The 15,530-nt window shown below is 61.8% G+C and carries 17 protein-coding genes; 1 reads left to right on the top strand and 16 read right to left on the bottom strand.

All coding sequences use genetic code 11. The features are described from left to right. Positions 1–43 precede the first annotated feature (43 nt). The gene (efp, locus tag ACS13N_RS13275) at positions 44–628 is read left to right on the top strand and encodes an elongation factor P (RefSeq protein ID WP_438932853.1); all 585 of its coding nucleotides are present in this window, start codon (positions 44–46) and stop codon (positions 626–628) included. 98 nt (positions 629–726) lie between these two features. Here efp and nagZ read toward each other — a convergent pair whose 3' ends face one another. The 16 genes from nagZ to acpP form a co-directional block, all read right to left on the bottom strand. Beyond that, entirely contained in the window at positions 727–1,779 is a 1,053-nt protein-coding gene (gene nagZ / locus ACS13N_RS13270; protein ID WP_438932072.1) for a beta-N-acetylhexosaminidase, read from the bottom strand. Beyond that, entirely contained in the window at positions 1,776–2,219 is a 444-nt protein-coding gene (acpS, locus tag ACS13N_RS13265; RefSeq protein WP_438932071.1) for a holo-ACP synthase, read from the bottom strand. The genes nagZ and acpS overlap by 4 nt, the downstream gene beginning before the upstream one ends. Then, the gene (gene pdxJ / locus ACS13N_RS13260) at positions 2,216–3,007 is read right to left on the bottom strand and encodes a pyridoxine 5'-phosphate synthase (protein ID WP_039596224.1); all 792 of its coding nucleotides are present in this window, start codon (positions 3,005–3,007) and stop codon (positions 2,216–2,218) included. Before pdxJ ends, acpS begins: the two co-directional genes overlap by 4 nt. After that, the gene (recO, locus tag ACS13N_RS13255) at positions 3,004–3,825 is read right to left on the bottom strand and encodes a DNA repair protein RecO (protein ID WP_438932070.1); all 822 of its coding nucleotides are present in this window, start codon (positions 3,823–3,825) and stop codon (positions 3,004–3,006) included. The genes pdxJ and recO overlap by 4 nt, the downstream gene beginning before the upstream one ends. Positions 3,826–3,868: 43 nt before the next feature. Next, a complete protein-coding gene (era, locus tag ACS13N_RS13250) occupies positions 3,869–4,807 on the bottom strand; it encodes a GTPase Era (RefSeq protein ID WP_438932069.1) in 939 nt (312 codons plus the stop codon). Between the two features lie 8 nt (positions 4,808–4,815). Then, positions 4,816–5,586: a ribonuclease III gene (rnc, locus tag ACS13N_RS13245; protein ID WP_199030058.1), complete on the bottom strand. Its 771-nt coding sequence runs from the start codon at positions 5,584–5,586 to the stop codon at positions 4,816–4,818. 1 nt (position 5,587) lies between these two features. Then, positions 5,588–5,956 (bottom strand): DUF4845 domain-containing protein, encoded by a 369-nt coding sequence (locus tag ACS13N_RS13240; RefSeq protein ID WP_438932068.1) that lies wholly within the window; start codon positions 5,954–5,956, stop codon positions 5,588–5,590. Positions 5,957–6,018: 62 nt separating this feature from the next. Further along, the gene (lepB, locus tag ACS13N_RS13235; RefSeq protein WP_438932067.1) at positions 6,019–6,912 is read right to left on the bottom strand and encodes a signal peptidase I; all 894 of its coding nucleotides are present in this window, start codon (positions 6,910–6,912) and stop codon (positions 6,019–6,021) included. A 21-nt stretch (positions 6,913–6,933) separates the two neighbouring features. After that, positions 6,934–8,733 carry a translation elongation factor 4 gene (lepA, locus tag ACS13N_RS13230; protein WP_438932066.1) on the bottom strand — a complete coding sequence of 600 codons (1,800 nt, stop codon included), beginning with the start codon at positions 8,731–8,733 and terminating at the stop codon, positions 6,934–6,936. A gap of 218 nt (positions 8,734–8,951) precedes the next feature. Continuing rightward, on the bottom strand, positions 8,952–9,236 hold the full coding sequence (locus ACS13N_RS13225) for a glutaredoxin family protein (protein WP_438932065.1): 285 nt from the start codon (positions 9,234–9,236) through the stop codon (positions 8,952–8,954). After that, positions 9,233–10,747, bottom strand: coding sequence for a DegQ family serine endoprotease (locus ACS13N_RS13220; protein WP_438932064.1), 1,515 nt, complete (start codon positions 10,745–10,747; stop codon positions 9,233–9,235). The genes ACS13N_RS13225 and ACS13N_RS13220 overlap by 4 nt, the downstream gene beginning before the upstream one ends. Positions 10,748–10,822: 75 nt before the next feature. Beyond that, on the bottom strand, positions 10,823–11,932 hold the full coding sequence (locus tag ACS13N_RS13215) for a MucB/RseB C-terminal domain-containing protein (protein WP_438932063.1): 1,110 nt from the start codon (positions 11,930–11,932) through the stop codon (positions 10,823–10,825). A gap of 11 nt (positions 11,933–11,943) precedes the next feature. Further along, positions 11,944–12,576, bottom strand: a complete 633-nt coding sequence (locus ACS13N_RS13210; RefSeq protein ID WP_438932062.1) for a sigma-E factor negative regulatory protein — start codon at positions 12,574–12,576, stop codon at positions 11,944–11,946. 116 nt (positions 12,577–12,692) lie between these two features. Beyond that, positions 12,693–13,292: an RNA polymerase sigma factor RpoE gene (gene rpoE, locus ACS13N_RS13205; RefSeq protein WP_021195369.1), complete on the bottom strand. Its 600-nt coding sequence runs from the start codon at positions 13,290–13,292 to the stop codon at positions 12,693–12,695. A gap of 603 nt (positions 13,293–13,895) precedes the next feature. After that, positions 13,896–15,131 carry a beta-ketoacyl-ACP synthase II gene (gene fabF, locus ACS13N_RS13200; RefSeq protein WP_438932061.1) on the bottom strand — a complete coding sequence of 412 codons (1,236 nt, stop codon included), beginning with the start codon at positions 15,129–15,131 and terminating at the stop codon, positions 13,896–13,898. A 113-nt stretch (positions 15,132–15,244) separates the two neighbouring features. Beyond that, the gene (gene acpP, locus ACS13N_RS13195; RefSeq protein ID WP_438932060.1) at positions 15,245–15,484 is read right to left on the bottom strand and encodes an acyl carrier protein; all 240 of its coding nucleotides are present in this window, start codon (positions 15,482–15,484) and stop codon (positions 15,245–15,247) included. Between the last annotated feature and the right edge of the window lie 46 nt (positions 15,485–15,530).

The raw sequence follows: 15,530 nt of genomic DNA, 5'->3' as shown, positions 1-15,530 counted from the left end.
GCGCGCATCGAACCCTCTTACTCTCAGGAAATGTGAAATGGCTTTGAAAATCGCGCAAGAACTCCGCGCTGGCAACGTGTTCATGTGGGGCCCTCCCGGCAAGACCCAAGAGGCGTTGGTTGTGCTCAAGACCGAATACAGCCGCTCCGGCCGTCAAGGCGCTGTTGTCAAAATGAAGTACAAGAACCTGCTCAACGGTGCTGGTGGCGAATGGGTATTCAGCGCCGACGACAAGCTGGATCAGGTCATCCTGGACAAGAAGGAAGCTGAGTACTCCTACTTCGACGGCACGATGTACGTGTTCATGGACCCCGTCAGCTACGAGCAGTACAACGTTGAGCCGGCCGCCATGGGCAGCGCGCTGAACTACCTGCAAGACGGCATGAAGGTCGAAGTGACGTTCTATAACGAGAACGCCATCTCGGTGGAACTGCCGACCACGGTTGTCCGCGAAATCGTCTACACCGAACCGGCCGTCAAGGGTGATACGTCGTCGGGCAAGGTTCTGAAGGCTGCTCGTATCAACGACAACGAAGAATTCTCGATCATGGTTCCGCTGTTCTGCAACATCGGCGAGAAGATCGAAATCGATACGCGTACGGACGAGTACAAGAGCCGCGCCAAGTAAGCTGGCGCAGCACCAACAAAAAAGGCAGCTTCGCGCTGCCTTTTTTGTTGCCCGCAAGGAACGAAGCGGGCTCAACATCCGCCTTCGCTCTTCTGCGCTTACGCGATCAGCCGAGCCTCACGCAACGTACGCAGCGCCTGCTTGTATGCCGATTGCTGCTGCAGCTTCGACCAGTCCTTGACTGCCCTGCCGCCGAACAGCCGACGCACACGCCGCTGCGACGCTTTGCCCATCGCCACATCCAACTCACCCAGCAGGCGATCGGCCTTGTCCGGCGCATTGCAGATCAGCACCATGTCGCAGCCCGCAGCCAGTGCCGCACGGGCACCGTCCACCACCGAGCCGGCGACGCTCGCGCCTTCCATGCTCAGGTCGTCGCTGAAAATCACGCCGTCGAAGTTGAAATGCGCACGCAGCATGTCCTGCAGCCAGAAACGCGAGAAGCCGGCCGGATTCGGATCCACCTTCGAATAGATGACGTGCGCCGGCATCACCGATTGCAGGCCGAGGCCCATCCAGCCGTAGGGCTGTGCGTCGTCAGCAAGGATGGCTTCAAGCGGACGGTCGTCCACGGGGACAGCGATGTGCGAATCGGCCTGGACATAGCCGTGGCCAGGGAAGTGCTTGCCGCAATTGGACATGCCGGCCAGGCGCAGGCCGAGCGTCAGATGATTGGCGAGCATGGTGACCACGCGCGGATCACGGTGGAAAGCACGGTCGCCGATGACACTGCTGGTGCCGTAATCGAGATCGAGCACCGGCGTAAAGCTCAGGTCGATGTCGCACGCGCGCAGTTCAGCAGCCAGCACGTAGCCGCACGCGGTCGCGGCACGCGTGGCGGCCAGCACGTCACGGTCCCACAGTTGGCCCAGCGCGCCCATGGCAGGCAAGTGCGTGAAGCCATCGGTCTTGGCGCGCTGCACGCGGCCGCCTTCGTGATCGATACAGATCAGTACATCGTCACGGACGGCGCGGATCGCCTGTGTGAGCGCCGTCAATTGTGCACGCGACTCAAAGTTGCGGGCAAACAGGATCACGCCGCCCGTCAGCGGGTGCGCAATTCGGCGGACATCGTCGGGGCCAAGCTGAAGGCCTGCCACGTCGAGAACGATCGGACCGGGGCGTTTCTGCGTCTTTGCTGTGGAATTCATGCGGTGGGTTTCGTTTGCAACTCAGCAACGGCAAAGGCAACTGCGTAGTCGCGCTCGTCCGTCACGCTGATCTGGATGTGGAGGCCGTGCTGCGCAATCCAGTCGGCCAGTTCGCCGCTGTAGCGCACCACGGGTTGCCCTGAGGGCAAGTTGAGCGTCTGCACGGCGCGCCACGTCATCGGCCAGCGCATGCCCAGGCCGATGGCCTTGGACACGGCTTCCTTGGCGGCAAAGCGCGTCGCCAGAAAGGCCAGCCCGCGGCGCTCGGAGCGTGCCTTGCGTGCGTGGTAGACACGCAGCTCATCCGGTCCGAGCACCTTTTCGGCAAAGCGGCCGTTGGTCCGCTGCATCACCCCTTCCACGCGCTCGATCTGGATGATGTCGGTGCCGATGCCGTAGATAGCACCGGACGCCGTGGCAGCGGCAGCCCGCTCGCTCATACAGGCACGCCCGGATGGGCCGCAGTGGGCGTCATGGACGACAGACGCGCCGCCACCATGATTGCCTTCATCTCACGCACCGCGTTCTGCCAGCCAGCAAACACGGCGTGCGCCACGACGGCATGACCGATGTTCAGCTCGTGGATGCCCGCGATGGCGGCAATCGGCTGCACGTTGGTGTAGTGCAGGCCGTGGCCGGCATTCACACGCACGCCCCAGCGAATGCCTTCTTCGACTGCCGTTTCGATGCGGACGAGTTCTGCCTTCAGTTCGGCATCGTCGGTGGCCTCGGCGTAGCGGCCGGTGTGCAGTTCGATGACGGGAGCACCTGCGGCGGCAGCGGCCTCAATCTGCGCTGCGTCCGGGTCGATGAACAACGACACGCGGATACCCGCATCGGCCAGCTGCTTGCACGCTGCCTGCACCTTGGCAAAACCGCCCACCACGTCGAGGCCGCCCTCGGTGGTCACTTCCTGGCGGCGCTCGGGCACTAGGCAGACATCCTGCGGGCCGATGTCGCAGGCGATATCGAGCATCTCTTGCGTGACGGCGCACTCGAGGTTCATGCGCGTGCGCAATTGCGGGCGCAGCGTGCGGACGTCAGCATCTTTGATGTGGCGGCGATCTTCGCGCAGATGCAGCGTGATGAGATCGGCGCCCGCCTCTTCCGCCAGCAATGCCGCGGCGATCGGGTCCGGGTACGTGGTGCCGCGCGCGTTGCGCAACGTGGCGACGTGGTCAATGTTGATGCCCAGGTCGATAACGCCCGGCGAAGCATGAAAGATCATAGTTTCTGCAAGTCGATCAGGATCTGGCGCGTCGAAAGCGGCGTGCCGTGCAAATGATAATGCAGCAGGAAGCGCATCAGGCTGCGGCTCTGCTGCGCGGTCGTGGGGCGAGAGGCGTAATCGTCTCGCTCCATGTCGATCAGGGTCTGGCCGCGCAGCACGGGCCAGGACGATGGGTCGCTCGGCAACGCACGGCGAATGCCGCGTTCCGGATGATAGACGTAGTCGCCCTCGGCCTGCACCGGCTCGCCGTCGATGCAGCGGTCAAGCTGGGCAGCAAAACCGGTCTCTCGCAAGAGCACACGCTCGAACGCGCGCAGTGTGAGGGCCGCGGGTTCTCTGTGAGCGAGTTTGTTAAGCGTTTCGACGTAGTGTGCGAACAGCACAGGGTGGCCGTCTTCGCGGGCAACGAACTTGACCAGCAGTTCGTTCAGGTAGAAGCCCGACAGCAGTCCCTCCCCACCCAGCGGCACCATACCGCCCACCCACTCCGCGCGGGTCAGCGTGCGCACATCACCGCGGCCGCTCCATGACAACGACAGCGGCTGAAACGTCTGCAGCACGGCACGCAGCGCCGAGTGCGGCCGCTTGGCGCCCTTGGCCACCAGCGCCATGCGACCGTAGTCTGGCGTGAAGACGTCGATGATGAGGCTTGTCTCGCGGTACGGATAGCTGTGCAGCACGAAGGCCGGCTGCGCCGCAACACGTGTCTCGGAACGCCCGGCAGGGAAGCCCCTGCGCGGCGCGGCGCCGGCAACGCCTTCTTCGGCCAGCCATTCCGCCGCCTCGTCCGGAATCGGATCGGATCGTCCCGCCATCGAGCGTGTGTGGAGTGACCAGCGAACGGTGAATGGCTAACGGTTACTCGTAGCCGTAGGCGCGCAGGCCGGCTTCGTTGTCAGCCCAGCCGCTCTTGACCTTGATCCAGACCTCCAGATACACCTTGCCATCGAACAGTTTTTCCATGTCCATGCGGGCTTCGGTGGAGATCTGCTTGAGCTTGGCACCCTTGGCGCCAATGATCATCGCCTTGTGCGCGTCGCGGTCGACCAGGATGGTCACGAACACGCGGCGCAGGCGGCCTTCGGTCTCGAACTTGTCGACGACGACAGTGCTGGAATACGGCAACTCATCGCCCGTCCAGCGGAAGACTTTCTCGCGGACGATCTCGGCGGCCAGGAAGCGCTCGCTGCGATCCGTCAGCGCTTCGGGGTCGTACATCGGCTCGCCTTCCGGCAGGTACGGACGCACGATGCCGAGCAAGCGGTCGATATCGTCGCGGTTCTTGGCCGACATCGGCACGATTTCCGCAAACGGAAACACCTGCGCCATGTCTTGCAGGAACGTGGCCACCATCTCGGCGCGCGTGTAAGCATCGAGCCGGTCGACCTTGTTGACGATCAGGATCACGGGCGTTTCGCGCGGCAGCAGCGACAGCACCTTCTCGTCATCCGGGCCATAGCGACCGGCTTCGACCACGAACAGCACGGCATCCACCGACGTGAGCGTGGACGTGACCGCGCGGTTCAGCGAGCGGTTCAGTGCCGTAGCGTGACGTGTCTGAAAGCCAGGCGTATCCACGAAGACGAACTGCGCGTCTTCCGTCGTCTGGATACCGGTGATGCGATGGCGCGTGGTCTGCGCCTTGCGCGACGTGATACTGACTTTCTGGCCCACCAAGGCATTCATCAGCGTGGACTTGCCGACGTTCGGCCGCCCAACGATGGCGACCATGCCGCAGCGGAACCCCTCCGGCACGCCAGATTCTGACTGCGGAGGCTGCAATGGGGTGTCGCTCATTTACCTGATTATTCCTTCAACCTGAGAGACAACTGCGGATCGGGCGGCGTGGCCTGTTTGCGCGTTTTGCCGGTACGCTCGGCGCGGCTGCGCTTGACGAGCTGCGGCACCAGGCGGTGCGCTTCATCCAGGGCCAGTTTGGCCGCCGATTGTTCGGCCGCGCGCCGCGATGCCCCGCTACCAGAGACGCGAATCTCCAGCTTGGGGATCGTGCACTCGACCTCGAATTGCTGATTATGCGCCGCGCCGTGGGTGGCAACCACCGTGTACAGCGGCAACGCAATCTTGTGACCTTGGAGATACTCCTGCAGCAGCGTCTTGGCATCCTTGCCCAGCGTGCGCGGATCAACCTGCTCCAGGATCGGGATGTACAGTTTGCGGATCAGCGTGCGGGCAGCATCGAAGCCGCCATCAAGAAACACCGCACCGAAGATCGCTTCCAACGCGTCCGCCAGGATGGACGGCCGGCGGAAACCGCCGCTTTTCAACTCGCCCTCGCCCAAGCGCAGCGCATCGGGCAACTGCAACATCTGCGCGATCTCATACAGCGCCTGCTGTTTGACCAGATTGGCCCGCACGCGCGAGAGATCACCTTCATCCAGCTTGCCGAACATGCCGTAGAGCATGTCAGCGACGGCGCAATTCAGGATCGAATCACCCAAAAACTCCAGGCGCTCGTTATGCATCGCGCTGTGGCTGCGATGGGTGAGCGCCTGCTGCAGCAACTCCGGTTTGCTGAAGCGATAGCCAAGGCGTTGCTGCAATGCATCCAAACTCATGTCAACGCTGGGTTCCCGAATACGTAATGACGATGCCGATCGGACCATACAGCGGAATTTCGCGCTTGTACGAGAAACGCACCGCCTGGATCGAACCGCCCGCATCCAACACTTCCAGATCCTCGCCCTTGAGGGACGTGATGTCATCAATGGCGGCCTGCTTGTCGAAGGCAACAACCACGTCCGCACGGGTGGCAGCTTTCTCGCGCGCCTGCTTCACTGCTCGGGTAATCGCTTGGTACTCCATCAGGCTTGGAATAGACCGGATTGCCGGCAGCACGGCCGTGATCAGCACGATGATGCCAATCAGAATTCCGAACATCGTAATCCCGCGCGACTGGCGCTTCAGAGCGGCCTGACGAATCCGCATTGCATTTCCCCCGTTGTGCAATTGCCGAGTTTCCATAAGAGATTCTTGAGTCACTTATTGGATCAATGGAAGCTGCCAATCCGCTTCAAATCACCCAGGTTCATCCAGATGAAGAACGCTTTTCCGACAATGTTCTTATCCGGCACGAAGCCCCAGTAGCGGGAGTCCGCGCTGTTGTCGCGATTATCGCCCATCATGAAATAGTGACCCGCAGGTACCTTGCAGGTAAAGCCGGTCTGATTGTAAGTGCAGTTCTCGCGGAACGGAAAATCGTCCGGGCCGGACACATAGGCCGGACGGTCGGCATCGTTCAGGATGTTGTGCGAGACGGTGCCGAGCGTTTCCTGGTACTGCTTCGAGTACGTCAGGCGCTCGCCATCGAGGTAGTCGGATTGCGGTGCATAGGTGGCCGGCTGACCATTCACCGTCAAACGCTTGTTGTCGTACTTGACCACATCACCCGGCACGCCGATGACGCGCTTGATGTAGTCCATCGATTCGTCTTTCGGGTAGCGGAAGACCATCACGTCGCCGCGCTGCGGCTGGTTCAGTTCGACGACCTTCTTATTCACGATCGGCAGGCGAACGCCATACGTGTACTTGTTGACGAGGATGAAGTCACCGATCTGCAGCGTCGGGATCATCGAGCCCGACGGAATCTTGAACGGTTCAATCACGAACGAGCGCAGCAGGAACACCGCGGCGATCACCGGGAAGAAGCTCGCTGTGTACTCCAGCCACCAGGGCTGGCGCAGCTTGTCTTCGGCCAGTTGAAGACGTGCGGCGCCAATGTCGCCACCGCCACCGTACTGTGCCTGCACTTGTGCGCGCGCATCGAATTCAGCCAGCGCAGTGGCTGCTGCCGCTTGGCGCTGGCGCTGGAATACGAGCTTGTCGGCTACCCACGCAATGCCGGTGAGGACGACGAGAACAAACAGAATCAGGGCGAAGTTCATGTGTGAGAGATTCGTCCGAGGTTATTTTTCTTCGACGCGCAGGATGGCGAGGAACGCCTCTTGCGGAATTTCAACAGTACCGACTTGCTTCATGCGCTTCTTGCCCTCCTTCTGCTTCTCGAGGAGCTTCTTCTTGCGCGAGATGTCACCGCCGTAGCACTTGGCCAGGACGTTTTTGCGCAGCGCCTTAACGTTTTCACGTGCAATGACGTTGGCGCCGATGGCCGCCTGGATGGCCACGTCGTACATCTGGCGCGGAATGATTTCGCGCATCTTGGCGGCCACTTCACGGCCACGGTACGTACTGTTGGAACGGTGGACGATGATGGAGAGCGCGTCGACCTTGTCGCCGTTGATCAGGATGTCGACCTTGACAACGTCCGACACGCGATATTCCTTGAACTCGTAGTCCATGGACGCATAACCGCGCGACACAGACTTCAGCCGGTCGAAGAAGTCCAGCACGATCTCGCCCATCGGGATCTCGTACGTCAGTTGGACCTGGCGACCGTGATAGCTCATGTTGATCTGCGAGCCACGCTTCTGCTCGCACAGCGTGATCACAGCGCCCACATACTCCTGCGGCATGTACAGGTTGACCGTGACGATCGGCTCCAGGATCGCCTCGATCTTGCTTGGGTCCGCCGGCATCTTGGCCGGGTTTTCCACCTGCACCATGGTACCGTCGCGCTGTTGCACCTGGTAGACCACCGTCGGCGCGGTGGTGATCAGGTCCATGTCGAATTCGCGCTCCAGGCGCTCCTGCACGATCTCCATGTGCAGCAAACCCAGGAAGCCGCAGCGGAAGCCAAAGCCCAACGCCTGGGACACCTCCGGCTCGTACTGCAGAGAAGCGTCATTGAGCTTGAGCTTCTCCAGCGATTCGCGCAGCGCTTCGTACTGGTTGGCTTCCACCGGATACAGACCAGCGAACACCTGCGGCTTGACTTCCTTGAAGCCCGGCAACGGTGCCTCGGCCTTGCGCGGCGCCACGTGGGTGATCGTGTCGCCTACCTTGGCGGCCTTCAATTCCTTGATGCCCGCGATGACAAAGCCCACTTGTCCCGCCGACAGCGATTCACGCGGAACCGATTTCGGCGAGAACACACCCACCTGTTCCACCAAGTGCTGCGCACCCGTGGCCATCAGCAGGACCTTGTCCTTGGCGCGCAGCGTACCGTTGACCACGCGCACGAGCATCACCACGCCGACGTAGTTGTCGAACCAGGAGTCGATGATCAGCGCTTGCAGCGGCGCCGCCGGGTCACCCTTGGGCGCGGGCACCTTGGCAATCAGTGCTTCCAGCACGTCCGCCACGCCCACACCGGTCTTGGCCGAGCAGCGCGTCGCATCCGTCGCGTCAATGCCAATCACGTCTTCGATTTCCTGGATCGCGTTGTCCGGGTCAGCTGCGGGCAGATCGATCTTGTTGAGCACCGGCACCACTTCCACACCCAGCTCAATGGCGGTGTAGCAGTTGGCGACCGTCTGTGCCTCCACGCCCTGCGAAGCGTCCACCACCAGCAGTGCGCCCTCGCAGGCGGACAGCGAGCGGCTGACTTCGTAGCTGAAGTCGACGTGGCCCGGGGTGTCGATTAGGTTCAGGTTGTAGACCTTGCCATCCTGCGCCTTGTAGGAGAGCGCGGCGGTCTGCGCCTTGATGGTGATGCCGCGCTCTTTCTCGATGTCCATCGAGTCCAGCACTTGGGCTTCCATCTCGCGGTCGGAGAGGCCGCCACACAACTGGATGATGCGATCGGCCAGCGTCGATTTGCCGTGGTCGATGTGGGCGATGATCGAGAAATTACGGATATTGTCCATCGAATGCGTCGAAAAGCGCGTCCATCCCGAGGACGCGTTGCCGGGCCGCGTGTGGCGACTCCGACGTGGCCGGCGCGCTCAGGACGGCACCGGCAGGAGAATTGGATTTCAAGCCGAGGCTGCAAAGCAAAATCGTGCGATGCAAAAATCGGCGCTAACAGGCGATTTTACCGGATTTCAGGGGGCTTCCCGCGCCTCTTTTTGCGGCGCCGCCAGCGTCAGGCACCGGGCGTCTGTTCGGCCTGTGCAGCCAGCCACCCCTGCACGGCAGGCATATCCAGGAAATAGTGGCACAGCTCGCGCGCGGTCTCAGCCGGCGCATCGGGCGCGCCTGCCATGAGCACCGGCACCAGCTCGCCAAAACGGTCTTCCAGCGCCGGATCGCTATCGACATCCACCTCGTGCAGCTGAAAAGAAAAATCGCGCCGGAAAGGTTCCAGCGCGACCTTCATGTCGTCGCACAAATGACAGTACGTGCGGCCGTAGAGCGTCAGCTCAATCACTGGCCGCCACCCGACCGCGCCGTGCTCGGGCGCATCGTCACCACCTGGGTGGCGTCACCGCGGCGCACAAACACAGCCACCATGCGGTTCTTGTCGAGCCTCCCAACCACGTCGTTAAACTGCTTGGCGCTGGTGACATCGGTGTCGCCCACACGCAGGATCAGGTCACCCGCGCGAATGCCGACGCGTGCAGCCGGACCTTCAGCCACCTGCACCTCGACGCCCACCTTGGTCTTGAACTCGCGCTGCGCACCCTCGGACAGATCGGCCACCACCAGCCCCAGTGCATTCGGCTTGCCGGGGCCCTGCGGGCCATTGTCCGGCTGGGCACCCTTGCCGCGCTGGGCAACCTTGGTATCGGACGGCAACTCAGCCACGGTCACGGTCAAATCGCGCGTCGCGCCCTTGCGCCACACTTGCACGGTCGCACGTGTACCAGGCTTGGTCTCGCCAACCTGGCGCTGCAGATCGCCCGCTTTCTCAACGTCGCGACCATTGAACTTCAGCACGATATCGCCGGCCTCGATGCCGGCCTTGTCGGCCGGGCCACCCGATTCAACATTACCCACATAAGCGCCACGTGCGCGACCCAGACCCAGCGATTCCGCCGCATCCTTCGGTACGTTGTCGATGGCCACACCGATGCGCCCACGCGTCACACGCCCCGTCGCCTTGATCTGCTCGGCCACGCGCATCGCCTCATCGATCGGAATCGAGAAGGAGATGCCCATGTAGCCACCGCTCTGGCTATAGATCTGATTGTTGATGCCGATCACCTCACCGCGCAGGTTGATCAGCGGCCCGCCCGAGTTGCCCGGGTTGACGGCCACGTCTGACTGGATGAACGGCAGGTAGTCGCCCGTATCACGCCCCTTGGCCGACACGATGCCTGCCGTGACCGTGTTGTCCAGACCGAAGGGCGAACCGATCGCCAACACCCACTCGCCCACGCGCACCTTGTCGGAATCGCCCTGCTTCAGGCTTGGCAGACCGCTGGCCTCAACCTTGACGAGGGCCACATCGGTTCGCTTGTCCAAGCCGATCAACTTGGCCTTGAACTCACGCTTGTCGAGCAGCGTCACGTAGATGGTCTCGGCACCATCAACTACGTGGGCATTGGTCAGGATGAAGCCGTCGCCGGAGATGATGAAGCCGGAACCCACGCCACGGCTCTGCTCTTCTTCCTGCGGCTGCGGCGTACTGCGACGCTTCTGCCCCTGCCCCTGACCAGGCATACCCGGCATCGGCACACCAAAGAAACGACGGAAGAACTCGGCCATGTCGTCGTCGCCCGGGCCACCTTGCGTGCGAACCTTCTCGGTCGTGCGGATGTTGACGACGGCCGGGCTGACCTTCTCGACCAGATCCGCAAAATCGGGCAAGCCATACGTGCCCGCGGCCACACTGCCTGTCGCATTCTGTGCGTAGGCCGGCGCGAGCGCGCCTCCGGCCGCCATCAAAGCGGCAACACACAGCAGACGCAAGGCATGAACGGTTCGAGCGGTACGCATGAAGGCTCCCCGGAACAAAGACAGAGTGAGAATGCGCTGCGTGATCGATTCACGCAGCTTAAGACAGGCGTCAGCTTATTGCGGCGCGCCGGCTGGCTTGTTGGTTGCCGAGTTGGCCGCGTTGGCAGAAACCGGCTTGTAGTCGACCGCTGCGCCAAACTGCTTGATGGTAGCAAACGGCACTTCGCCCACCACTGTCAGCCAGAAATCGGCAATGCGGCGCACCATCACGTGCGTAGCACCCTGCGAAATAAAGCCTTCGCGACGCGTGCGCTTCTCGGAAACCGGCTCGATGAAAAGCGATAGCCCGGCGAGCCCATCGCTGAACACGACCTGCTGCACCTCGAAGCTCGAACTGCCCTTGCCTGCCGGCGCAATGTCACCCAACGGACGGCGCACTTCACGGATCTTCTGGAAGCCCTTGATGGGCGCGCCGATCGTCCAGCCCTGATCGGCTAGGCTGGTCGGCTGCGTGATGATCTCGTACTGGTTCCAGCCACTCAAATTCTTGAGCGCGGCAATGATCTTCTGCTTTTCCGACGGCACACCCACCTCGACCTGCGAGAAGGCGACCTGCTCCAGCACCTTGCCGTCTTCACCGATGGTCTGTGCACGCATCAACAAACCGCTGTTGTGGTCGGCCCAAATGCGGTAGGCATAACGAAAACCATCTTTCGGATCGAGCTGGAAGACCTCGCAATCCATACCGGCCACACGCTCGGACGGCAGGTGGCGCATGTCGTACTGGTCCAGCACATCGCCATTGGTGGTGGCGAGCAGCGCCGGAAAGCTGTCCTTGTGCTCCTGCTTCTCGGTCACGACCAGCTTGACGTCGTAGATCAGGTTCCGGACGACATCGTTCTGACGCAGCATTTCACGCTGCTTGCCATCCAGCGCTTCAACGCGCTCGTACTCGTTGTTGAAGAGATCGGCGTAGTGCTGAATGCGCGTGGAATGCATGCCGGTGCCACGCTGATACGTCAGCGTGCCGACATAGTTCTGCTTGAGCGCAGCGCGATGAATCTTAGTCAGCCATGAGGCGGCCTCCTTGCGCGGCATGGGCTCGACTTGCGGCTGCGCAGCGGCAGCCAGCGTCGACGCACAGAGAAGGAGAAAAACGGACCGACGAACGGCCTGCAGCTTGCGGGCGCCTGCCCCGGCAACGGGGTGCCACACCTTCGACATGGATGCCCGCATTATTCCTGATTGGAGTCCTGGGTGTTCGACACCCCGTTGGCCACCGCACGCAGATACGGAACCACCATGCCGTTGGTCGCCGACTGACGATGCGCGCTCAGATATTCGTCCAGACGGGCGTCACGGATCATGGGCGTGTTGTCAGCCGAGGCCAGCGTCACGCCCGGTGCGTCGGCACCCTGTACCGCCTTGGCAACCAGTGCCGGCGAAGCGTTGCCGCCGTCGGCGGGGCCGCGCAATTGCGGCACGACCACCCAGCTAACGGCCGCCACCGCCGCAGCCACGGCAGTCGTTGGCATGATCCGACGGACCCACGAGGGGCGAACCAGGAAGCGATGCCTCTCTTCGGCTTGCGCGCGCTGCACCACAGCCGGCACCAGCAAGTGCGGCTCGGCTTCAAGCTTGGCCGAGAACCGGCTGAGGAAATCTTCGGAGGAACGCGTGTTCAGCAGATCTTCCGATCGGAGTACATCGCCGATCAGTTGATACTCGCGCCAGTGCGCCGCGCCCTCGCCGTCCTTGGCGAGATCGACAGCCGACGACACCTCGTGCGCCGCCAGTTCACCGTCCATCAATGCGGAGATACGCTGCGCGAACTCCGCTTCTGCTGTCTGCATTTGAGCCTGACCCATTTCCCGACCCCAAAAACTCCAACGTCCAATCAACGATCCGAGAGAAGACTTCCCGAGGTTTCACCGTTTGCAGCCTGGGGTTACACCCGCGGCCGCCGGCTTGTCATATCGGCTGGCTACCACCGTTTGCCCTCTACCGTTCCCAGCAGGGGGCGCAATTTCTCGGCAATCGCCTCGCGAGCCCGGAAGATCCGCGAACGGACCGTCCCTATTGGGCACTCCATCGCTTCGGCGATTTCCTCATAGCTCAGACCCTCGATCTCCCGGAGCGTAATTGCGGTACGCAATTCCTCGGGCAGCGCCTCCATCGCACGGTTGACCGTTTCGGCCACCTGCTTGGTGTGCAGCATGGAGTCCGGCGTATTGATATCCCTTAGTTGCTCACCGTCGGCAAAAGTTTCAGCCTCTTCGGTGTCAATGTCGCTGGACGATTCAGGGCGCCGGCCCTGGGTCGCCAGGTAATTCTTGGCCGTGTTGACGGCGATGCGATATAGCCACGTATAGAACGCGGATTCACCCCGGAACTGGGGTAATGCACGGTAGGCCTTGATAAAGGCATCCTGTGCCACATCCTCGACTTCGGCGGGGTCACGGATCAGGCGAGAGACGAGACGAATGATCTTGCGGTGGTACTTGACCACCAGCAGCTCAAACGCCCGCTTGTCGCCTTGCTGGACGCGCTCGACGAGGATCTGGTCGGCTTCGCGTTCACTCACGGATTCTTCACCTGCAGTGTATCGCCTTGAATTTTTATGACTTCGAAACGTTGTATTTTACCTACGACACACCGGTCGCCTGAGCGGCCATCGGTGGTGGCCCCAGGCGCAACAGACTTCGCATACGACGCAATGGCCCGGTCGCAAACCAGGGCGGCATCAATACAAATATCTGAGGACACCACCCGTGATGCGCAACACCAAGAACCAAGACGCGTTGCCCGAGTGACCATGACCATAACAGAGGCGCATTTCGGACCGCTTGAGGCATTTCCAGCCGGACCTGCCAGACCGGTTGACCGGGTTCGCCATCTGCTTTGAGACGGGCGCGCCACATCAGTTCCATCGCAAGCGGTGAGCGGTTCACTGTCAGTGGAATGCATGCTGCCACGGCCAGCGTACCGATCACAATCCAGGCCAGCACCGGCAGCACCCCACCCCATACGCCGACTAGCCAGGTCAAGACAAAGCAAACAAGGTTTGCCATGCCGAACCGGCCGATCGTACACAGCCGCCGGTATGGCGCCGGAAAAACGATGCGCTGAACTACCAAGGTGGGAAGCGAAAAACGGCGCGCAGCCAGAGGCTGCACGCCGTACAGCGTTACGGACGCGTGAACACCAGCGTGCCGTTGGTCCCGCCGAAGCCGAAGTTGTTCTTCACGGCCACGTCGATCTTCATATCACGCGCGGTATTGGCGCAGTAATCGAGATCGCACTCGGGATCCTGATTGAAGATGTTGATGGTCGGCGGCGACACTTGGTTGTGCAGCGCCAGAATCGTAAACACCGACTCTAGGCCACCCGCCCCGCCCAGCAAGTGGCCAGTCATTGACTTCGTGGAGTTCACGACGACCTTGCTGGCGTGATCGCCGAAAGCCGCCTTGATGGCGTCGGATTCGTTCTTGTCGCCCAGCGGGGTCGACGTACCGTGCGCGTTCAGGTACTGGACCTGATCAGCGTTGATACCGGCATCGCGCAGCGCGTTGAGCATGCAGCGGCGCGGGCCGTCCATGTTCGGTGCGGTCATGTGGTACGCGTCACCGCTCATGCCGAAGCCTGAGACTTCCGCGTAGATCGTGGCGCCACGTGCCTTGGCGGCTTCGTATTCCTCGAGCACCACCACACCGGCACCTTCGCCCAGCACGAAACCGTCGCGGTCCTTGTCCCACGGACGGGACGCGGTGGCGGGGTCATCGTTGCGGGTCGACAATGCGCGCGCCGCGGCGAAACCACCGATGCCCAGCGGCGAAACAGTCGACTCAGCACCACCGGCAACCATCACATCGGCATCGCCGGCCTGAATCAGGCGGGCGGCCAGGCCAATGCTGTGCAGACCCGTCGTACAGGCTGTCACGGCCGCCAGATTCGGTCCCTTCAGGCCGAACATGATGCTCAGATGACCCGAAATCATGTTGATGATCGAACCCGGCACGAAGAACGGCGAAATGCGGCGCGGGCCGCGATTCGTGTATTCCGCGTGGGTATCTTCGATCATTGGCAGGCCGCCGATGCCGGAGCCAACCAGCACGCCAATGCGATCGGCGTTGGCTTCGGTGACCTCCAGCCCGCTGTCCTTGAGCGCTTGCACGCCCGCGGCAATGCCGTAGTGGATGAAGGTATCCATGCGGCGCGCCTCATTGGCGGGGATACCGTATTCCTCGACATTGAAGCCCTTCACTTCACCAGCGAAGTGCACGGCCAGCGCGGAATGATCGAATTTGGTGATGGTGGCGATCCCGGACTTGCCGGCGACCAGATTGGCCCATGCTTCGGCGACCGAGTTTCCTACCGGAGAGACCAGCCCCAGGCCGGTTACGACTACGCGACGACGGCTCACTATGCTTTCCTGCAACTCTGTATCAGCGACAAAGGCCACAGAAAGCGCGCCACCCGGTCAAACCGGACAGCCGCCCTTTCTGTGGCCCGCGATGTCAAGAGATCGATTGACGCTTACGCCTTGACGTGGGCGGTTGCGTAGTCGATAGCTTGTTGCACCGTGGTGATCTTCTCGGCTTCCTCGTCCGGAATTTCCATACCGAACTCGTCTTCCAGAGCCATCACCAGCTCAACCGTATCGAGCGAATCCGCGCCCAGATCGTTCACGAACGACGATTCGTTCTTGATGTCGCCTTCAGCGACGCCGAGTTGTTCAGCAACGATCTTCTTGACGCGTTGTTCGATATTGTCCATGTAACCCTCCAGGGAAGTATTCGACAAAAAGTGCGCGCATTCTAGC

Source organism: Ralstonia sp. 24A2, from assembly GCF_051783885.1.
Classification (GTDB): domain Bacteria; phylum Pseudomonadota; class Gammaproteobacteria; order Burkholderiales; family Burkholderiaceae; genus Ralstonia.
Note: the sequence above shows the minus strand (reverse complement) of the source record. Positions and strands in the feature narration are given on the sequence as shown.